This is a genomic window from Pseudomonas sp. RIT357, assembly GCF_000632245.1.
GTDB lineage: Bacteria > Pseudomonadota > Gammaproteobacteria > Pseudomonadales > Pseudomonadaceae > Aquipseudomonas > Aquipseudomonas sivasensis.
Map to the genome: position 1 here is coordinate 166845 of NZ_JFYX01000003.1, position 8341 is coordinate 175185.

The following is an 8341-nucleotide window of genomic DNA, read 5'->3' on the forward strand; positions in this document are numbered from 1 at the left end:
TAGGGCGACGATTATAGCGACTGAAAAGGTTCTGTAAACCCCTGAAATCTGACTATTTTTGCGAAAACCCAAGTTTTCGCAAATCTCCCCACATTTCTGCGCGCCACCCGCCAAGAATCAACGCTCGTGCATTGCCTCTGCACGGGATTTGATGATCGGTTTGAGCAGGTAGCTCAGGATGCTCTTCTTGCCGGTGATGATGTCCACCGACGCCACCATGCCGGGGATGATCAGCAAGGGCTTCTCATCGGTGCCCAGGTGGCTGCGGTCGGTGCGCAGTTTGATGATGTAGAAGGTGTTTTTCTTCTCTTCATCCATCACGGTGTCGGCACCGATGGTTTCGAGTTTGCCTTTGAGGCCGCCGTAGATGGTGTAGTCGTAGGCGGTGAATTTGATCATGGCTTCCTGGCCGGGGTGCAGGAAGGCGATGTCTTGTGGGCGGATTTTCGCTTCGACCAGGAGGGTGTCGTCCAGTGGGACGACTTCGGCCATGTCGCTGCCGGGCTGGATCACGCCGCCGACGGTGTTGACCAGCATCTGCTTGACGATACCGCGCACGGGCGAGGTGACCATGGTGCGGCTGACGCGGTCTTCCAGGCCTTTGGACGTTGCCTGAGCCTTGCTCAGGTTGGTGCGGGCTTCGTTCAGCTGGGCCAGGGCTTCGCTGCGGAATTTGCCGCGTGTTTCGTCGACCTTGCGCTGCACTTCGTTGATCGCCGCCTGGGCGCGGGGGATGGCCAGGGTGGTGCCGTCGAGCATGCCGCGGGTTTCAACTTCCGAGCGTTTGAGGCGCAGCACTTCTACCGGCGAGATTGCGCCTTGCTGTACCAGTGGCTCGGACATGCCGATCTCCTGGCGCAGCAGGTTCAGGCTGTTGCGGTATTGCTCCTGCTTGGAGCTGAATTCGCGCAGCTCTTGCTGGCGTTGCAGCAGTTGCTGTTGCAGCCCGCCAATCTCATCAGCCAGTTGCTGGCGGCGGCTGAGGTACAGGGATTCTTCGTTCGAGGCCTGGTTAGGCACGGCTTTGCGTGCGGCATCGGTGATGTTCAGCGGGCGGTTATCGACTTCCGCGCTGAGACGCTCCACGCGCAGTTCCATGGCCACGCGGTCGGCTTCGGTTTCGCCGACGTTGGAGGCAAATCGGGTGTCATCCAAGCGAATCAGCGGCGCGCCGGCTTCGACGATCTGGCCTTCGTGCACGTAAATCTGGGCAACGATGCCGCCCTCCAGGTTCTGGATCTTCTGGATGCGCGACGAGGGGATCGCCTTGCCTTCGCCCTTGGTCACTTCGTCGATGATCGCGAAGTGTGCCCACAGCAGCAGGAACACGAAGAAGCCGATCACGGCCCAGATGGTCAGGCGCACGATGCGTGGTGCGTCGTCGATCAGCGCCTTTTCGACTTCGGGCAGTGGTTGATCATCGAGCGAGTCGCTGCCCTTGAAGTAGCGGAAGATGACGTCTTTCCAACGGCCTGGGCCGGACTTAAGCAACACTGATCTGCCCCTTTTTCAGCGCTTCCATAACGGCCGCTTTTGGGCCGTCTGCGAGGATCTGGCCACGGTCGATCACCAGCAGGCGATCTACCAGGCTCAACAGCGAAGCACGGTGGGTGACGAGAATCACCGTCTTGTTTTCGATCACCGACTGCAAGCGCTGTTTGAGGCGCTCTTCACCGGTGTTGTCCATAGCGCTGGTGGGTTCGTCCAGCAGCAGAATCGGCGGGTTCAGCAGCAGCGCACGGGCCAGGGCAACGTTCTGGCGTTGACCGCCGGAAAGGTTCTGCCCCCGCTCGCCCACTTGCAGCTCGTAACCTTGTGGGTGCAGCCTGGCGAACTCATGCACGCCGGCGAGTTCTGCGGCTTGCAGCACCATCTCATCGTCCACGTAGCGCGCACCTGAGACCAGGTTGTCGCGCAAGGTGCCGGCCAGCAGTTGGATGTCTTGGGCGACGTAGCCGATGTTGTGGCGCAATTCGCTGACGTCGATCTGGCGGATGTCTACGCCGTCCACCAGCAACGAGCCGGAGTCCGGCTGATACAGGCCGACCAGCAGCTTGGCCAGCGAGCTTTTACCCGAGCCGCTGCGGCCGATGATGCCGATTTTCTCGCCGGGACGAACATTCAGGTTGATCCCGCGCAGAGCCAGGGTTTGCTGGTTCGGGTAGGTAAAGTCGACCTCGCGGAACGTCATCGCACCTTGCAGGGTTTTGCGGCTAAGCGGGCGTTCGTCGAAGTTGCGTTCCTGCGGCAGTTCCATCATCTGGTCCACCGAGACCATCGTCACCTTGGCTTGCTGGTAGCGCGTCAGCAGGCCCGACAGCTGGGCCAAGGGGCCAAGCGCACGGCCGCTGAGCATGTAGCACGCCACCAGGCCGCCCATGCTGAGGGTGCCATCGATGATTTGGTACACGCCGAAGATAATCATCGCCACGCCCGCCACTTGCTGGATCAGCAAAGTGATGTTCATCGCCAGGCCGGACAGCACTTTGACTCGCAGCTCCAGGCGGCTGAGGGTGCCAATGGTTTGTTCCCACTGGTACTGACGTTCGCTTTCGGCGTTGTTGACCTTTACCGCGTCCAGCCCGGCGAGGGTCTCGATCAGGCTCGATTGACGCTCGGCACCCAGGGCCATGGTGCGCTCAAGTGTTGCCGTGAGCGGTTTTTGCAGGAAGTGGCCGATGCCCAGGGCGAGTGGGAAGGCGACGATGGGAATCCACACCAAGTGGCCCCCCAGCAGCGCGATCACGCCGAGGATGATCAGGGTAAAGGGCAAATCGATCAGGCTGGCAAGGGTCAGGGAGGTGAGGAAGTCGCGCATCCCCTGAAACTCGTGGATGTTGGAGGCGTAGCTGCCGACGCGCGCCGGGCGCATTTTCATCGACATACCCACGATGCGCTCGAACAGCGTCGCGGAAATGATCAGGTCGGTTTTCTTGCCCGCCAGGTCCAGGCACAGACTGCGCATGCTCTTGAGCAGCAGGTCGAACAGGTAGGCGCCACAAATACCGATGGCCAGCACCCACAGGGTGGCGGTGGCCTGGTTCGGCACCACGCGGTCGTACACGTTCATGACAAACAACGGCGCAGCTAGGGCGATCAGGTTGATCACCAGGCTCGCAGCGATAGCGTCGGCGTACAGCCAGCGGGAGCGTTTGAGGGTGTCTTTGAACCACGAACGTGCGCGGGGGATCAGCGTGCCGCTGGTGACGTCAAATTTATGCTGCGGTTGGGCGAAGAAAACCCGACCGCTGTAATCCTGAGTCAGCGCCTCACGGGTGACCTGGACTTCGCCGCCGTCGCTTTCGCTGAGCAGCAGGCGGGCGGTATCACCCTCCCATCCCAACAGCACCGCACTGCGTCCTTCCTTTAATAGCAACAAGGCCGGCAATGCGATGGACGGGATCTGCTCCAGCTTGCGCTGCAGCAAACGCCCCTGCAAACCCGCCCGGGCTGCTGCGCGCGGCAGCAAGTCCGGGCTCAGGCGCTGCCCCGCCAAGGGCAGGCCGGTGGTCAGCATGGCCCGGCTGGCAGGCTTGTAATGCAGCGAACAGAGAGCCAACAACCCATCTAGCAATGGGTCGTCATGCTGAGCGCGCGGGTCATGGTGAAGTGGCGCCAAACCTATTTCGGAATCCAAGCTGACTCTCTCTTAAACGGTTGTGTGGTCCAACGCCGTCAAGAATCAGTTCATCCCTGGCAGGTTTACCGACGGTTTAATATCGTTTTGCACAACTGATGCCATCGGAGCGACTACGCCCTGACTTCTCAGCAATTGGCCCATGTCGGCCTTAATACGGTACTGGGTGTAAACGTAGAGGCTTTTGATCTGCGCCAAACGTTGCTGAGCGGTGAACAGTTCGTTCTCGCTGTCGAGCAAGTCGAGCAGTGTACGCTCACCGAGGCTGAACTGCTGCTGGTACGAGGTGCGCACTTTGGTGCTGCGGTCGACGTACTGCTGCGCGATCGGCACTTGCTGGCTGGCGTTGTTGTAAGCGTTCCACGCCAGGCCCAATTCTTCGTTCAACTGACGCAAGGCGTTGTTGCGGATATCCAGCGCCTGGGTGGCCTGGGAAGCCTTGGACTGCAGGCTGGCCTTGTCGCTGCCGCCGTTATACAGGTTGAACTGCATGTTCAGCATCGCGGAGTAGCCATTGTCATGGCCCTCTTCGCCGCCGATGTTGTTGTTGGCCGAGCGTTGCAGCACTGCATCAAAGCGCGGGTAGAAGGTCGACTTGGCGGCTTCGTACTGCTTTTCGGCAGCGGCGATGTCCGATTCGGCCGAGCGCAGCACCGGGCTGTCAGCAATCATCTGGCGGCGCGCGTCTTCCAGGCTGGCTGGCAGCAGGGTCACCACGCCCAGTGGGCGTTCCAGTTGGTCGGGCTCTTTGCCGACAACGCTGAGGTAGTTGGTGTTGGCGTCAGCGAGGTTGGTCTGCTCGGTGATCAGGTTGTTTTGCGCCTGAGCCAGTCGGGCTTCAGCCTGGTCCATGTCCGCCATTCTTCCGACGCCACGGCTGGTGCGCAGTTTGATCTGGTCAAAAATGCGTTCGTGGCTCTTCAGGTTGTCTTCTGCCAACTGCACCATCTCGCGACGGGTCAAGACATCCAGATAAACCTGAGCAACGGTCAGTGCAGTGCGCTCGGAAGTATTGAGCAGCGCATACCCACGGGAATTGGCGGTGGCTTGTTGGCGGCCGACTTCATTGATGGTGCCAAAGCCCTGGAACAAATTTTGTTGCAGGCGGATGGTCGATTCGCCGCGGTTCAAGGTTTTCCAATCGTGGCTGTTGCTGGCGGCGCGGGTCGAGGTGTTGTCCGAGCTTTCACGGCCATAGCCGCCCAGCAGGTCGACTTTAGGCAGGTAACCGCCCTGGGCCTCTCTGACCTGATAGTCAGCAGCAATGCGCGCATTGATTGCGGCCTGGATCTCCGGGTGGTTTTTCACGGCATCTTGCATGGCTTCGGGCAGGGTCTGAGCCTGGACGAAACTGGCGGCTAGAGCAAAAGGCACAGCTTTAAGAAGGTGCAAACGCATTCTGATGTTTCCCCGGGGATTGGTTGCCTGAAAAACCGCAACAAACTTGGAATATTGCATTGGAGTGGCAACTCGAAATGCCCGTTTTTCTAGGGCGCCGGAGGGCGCAAACAGAAAGTCGCGAGGCCGTTTAAATATCAATGTGACATTACCGGGCGGATTGTTTAGGATGACGCCCAATAGGTCAATACCTTGACGGAAAAGTAATTCTCCTGACGGAACAACAAAATATTGACGCCAAATTTCTTACTTAGAAACTACGTACTCCAGCTATTGAATCGGCACCCATGAGACGGCCGGTCACCTTGATGGATACCCCCTGACGGTAATACACGGAGAGTCTTTTATGAGCAGCGTTGCGGTCGTCAAAAGCATTGTCGGTCAAGTGTTCGCAGTTTCCCCGGAAGGGATTCGCCGCCTGCTTGTAGAAGGGGATCGCCTGTTTGCAGGGGAGCAGGTCGATACCGGTGCTTCGGGTGCCGTGTCGCTGGAACTGGCCGACGGCCGCGTCATCGACCTGGGTCGCGACACTCAGTGGAGCGCGAACGCTCCTGACTCGGTCACCGACCTCAGTGCTGCGACTGCTCAAGCTGCACCGTCCGTTGCCGAACTGCAGCAAGCCATCGCTGCCGGCGCTGACCCTACCCAAGACCTCGAAGCCACCGCTGCCGGCCCGACCTCCGCAGGCGCAGACGGCGCTGCGGGTGGCGGTCACAGTTTTGTTGTGCTGGAAGCCACAGCAGGCGTGGTTGACCCCACCATTGGTTACCCAACGACCGGCTTGAATGCCGGTGACGCCGTAGGCACGACCCAAACCGGTGCCGACAACAACGGCGTAGATCCGCGCAACGTCACCATTACCCTGACCGCCACGCCGAGCATCACCGAAGCCGGTGGCGTAGTCGTTTACACCGTATTCATCACCCAGGCACCGACCAGCGACCTGACCGTCACCTTGTCCAACGGCCTCTCCGTTGTGATCGCCGCGGGCCAGACCTCGGGCGTGCTGAACGTCACTTTCGCCGGTAATGACACGCCTTACCTGGACGCCTCGTCGATCTCCGCCACCATCGCCGGGACCTCCGGCGGCGGCAACCTGATCATCACCACCGACCCGGCGCCAGCAATCACGCAGATCGCTGACACCATCGACACCACCACCGTCACCCTGACCGCGACCCCGTCGGTGAATGAAGGTGGCCAGATCGTCTACACCGCAACGGTGACCAACGCGGCGCAGACCGACGTTGTGATCAAACTGTCCAACGACCTGACCATCACCATTGAGGCCGGTAAAACCACCGGCACGGTCACTGCCGATACGCCTGCCAACCTGGCTGATGGCAAGAACCTGGCCGTCAGCGTCACGATCACCGAAGCGACTGGCGGTAACTACGAAAACCTTGCAATCAATCCTGCGCCGGCCACTTCCACTGTGGTCGCTGTGGATGATCCAAGCGTGTTGGTCGCCGATACCAACACTATCGTCGAAGATAGCGTCGCGACCGGCAATGTGCTGAGCAACGACAGCGACATCGATAACCAGTTGGCTGTCGCTACCTTCAAAGTGGGCAACACGACCTACAACGCTGGCCAGACTGCTGACATCCAAGGCATTGGTTCCATCACCATCGGTGCTGATGGCGCATACGTGTTTACCCCGGTCAAGGATTACAGCGGCGAAGTGCCGCAGATCGAATACACCACCAACACCGGTTCCAGCAGCACGCTGACGATCACAATCACACCAGTCAACGATGCGCCGCTGATCGACGTGACGGGCACGACCCTGGTCGAAAACACCGCAGTCGCGGGCAGTGTGGCGGGCACGTTTGTTATCAGCGATGCAGAAACACCGGCTGGCCAACTGACCGTCACGTTTACGGGTGACAACAACAAGGATGGCTACTACGCCATCGTCGACAACACCGTTGTGTTGACGCAGAAGGGCGCGGACTACGTCAACGCCGGCAACCAACTGCCGAAGATCGACCTGACGGTTACCGATCCCGAAGGCCTCAACTCCAACGCTGCTGGCCAGCCGACCGTGACCCTGGTCAACGATGTGCCCGTGATTGAAATCACGGCTAACACCATTGTTGAAGAAACGGCGGCGGCGGGCACCGTCGCTGGTACCTTCGTTGCCAAAGACGAAGAAACCCCGCGCGATGGTTTGACCATCAGCTTCACCGCAGGCACCAACGCTGACGGCTACTACGCCATCTCCGGCAACAACGTAGTCCTTACCGAAAAAGGTGCTGACTTCGTTAACGCTGGTAACCAGCTGCCGAAGATCGACCTGACCGTCACTGACCCTGAAGGCCTGAATTCAACCGGTACCGGTCAACCGACGGTGACCCTGGTTAACGACGTCCCAGTAATTGCTGTCACGCCTACCACCATCGTTGAAAACACCGCCGAAGCAGGCACCGTCGCCGGTACCTTCGTTGCCAAAGACGAAGAAACCCCGCGCGATGGTTTGACCATCAGCTTCACCGCAGGCACCAACGCAGATGGCTACTACGCCATCTCCGGCAACAACGTAGTCCTGACTGAAAAAGGTGCTGACTTCGTTAACGCTGGCAACCAGCTGCCGAAGATCGACCTGACCGTCACTGACCCTGAAGGCCTGAATTCAACCGGTACCGGTCAACCGACGGTGACCCTGGTTAACGACGTCCCAGTAATTGCTGTCACGCCTACCACCATCGTTGAAAACACCGCCGAAGCAGGCACCGTCGCCGGTACCTTCGTTGCCAAAGACGAAGAAACCCCGCGCGATGGTTTGACCATCAGCTTCACCGCAGGCACCAACGCAGATGGCTACTACGCCATCTCCGGCAACAACGTAGTCCTGACTGAAAAAGGTGCTGACTTCGTTAACGCTGGCAACCAGCTGCCGAAGATCGACCTGACCGTCACTGACCCTGAAGGCCTGAATTCAACCGGTACCGGTCAACCGACGGTGACCCTGGTTAACGACGTCCCAGTAATTGCTGTCACGCCGACCACCATCGTTGAAAACACCGCCGAAGCAGGCACCGTCGCCGGTACCTTCGTCGCGAAAGACGAAGAAACACCACGCGATGGGTTGACCATCAGCTTCACTGCTGGCACCAACGCTGACGGCTACTACGCCATCTCCGGCAACAACGTCGTGCTGACCGAAAAAGGCGCCGACTTCGTTAACGCTGGTAACCAGCTGCCGAAGATCGACCTCACCGTCACCGACGTTGAAGGCCTGAATTCCACCGGCACCGGTCAACCGACCGTGACCTTGGTTAACGATGTTCCGGTAATTGCTGT

Annotated in this window: 4 protein-coding genes; 1 reads left to right on the top strand and 3 read right to left on the bottom strand. The window is 59.4% G+C overall.

What is annotated here, in order from left to right; all coding sequences use genetic code 11:
- Positions 1-117 precede the first annotated feature (117 nt).
- Genes BW43_RS22140 through BW43_RS22130 form a run of 3 tightly spaced genes read right to left on the bottom strand, consistent with a single transcriptional unit; the run spans position 118 to position 5035 of the window.
- The gene (locus BW43_RS22140) at positions 118-1494 is read right to left on the bottom strand and encodes an HlyD family type I secretion periplasmic adaptor subunit (protein ID WP_032884988.1); all 1377 of its coding nucleotides are present in this window, start codon (positions 1492-1494) and stop codon (positions 118-120) included.
- On the bottom strand, positions 1484-3637 hold the full coding sequence (locus BW43_RS22135; RefSeq protein ID WP_032884989.1) for a type I secretion system permease/ATPase: 2154 nt from the start codon (positions 3635-3637) through the stop codon (positions 1484-1486). The genes BW43_RS22140 and BW43_RS22135 overlap by 11 nt, the downstream gene beginning before the upstream one ends.
- A 45-nt stretch (positions 3638-3682) precedes the next feature.
- The gene (locus tag BW43_RS22130; protein WP_032884990.1) at positions 3683-5035 is read right to left on the bottom strand and encodes a TolC family outer membrane protein; all 1353 of its coding nucleotides are present in this window, start codon (positions 5033-5035) and stop codon (positions 3683-3685) included.
- Between the two features lie 346 nt (positions 5036-5381).
- Between BW43_RS22130 and BW43_RS27925 the strand changes: the two genes are divergently transcribed.
- Positions 5382-8341, top strand: a 2960-nt coding sequence (locus BW43_RS27925; RefSeq protein ID WP_155989939.1) for a retention module-containing protein, incomplete at its 3' end; no start/stop codon positions are given.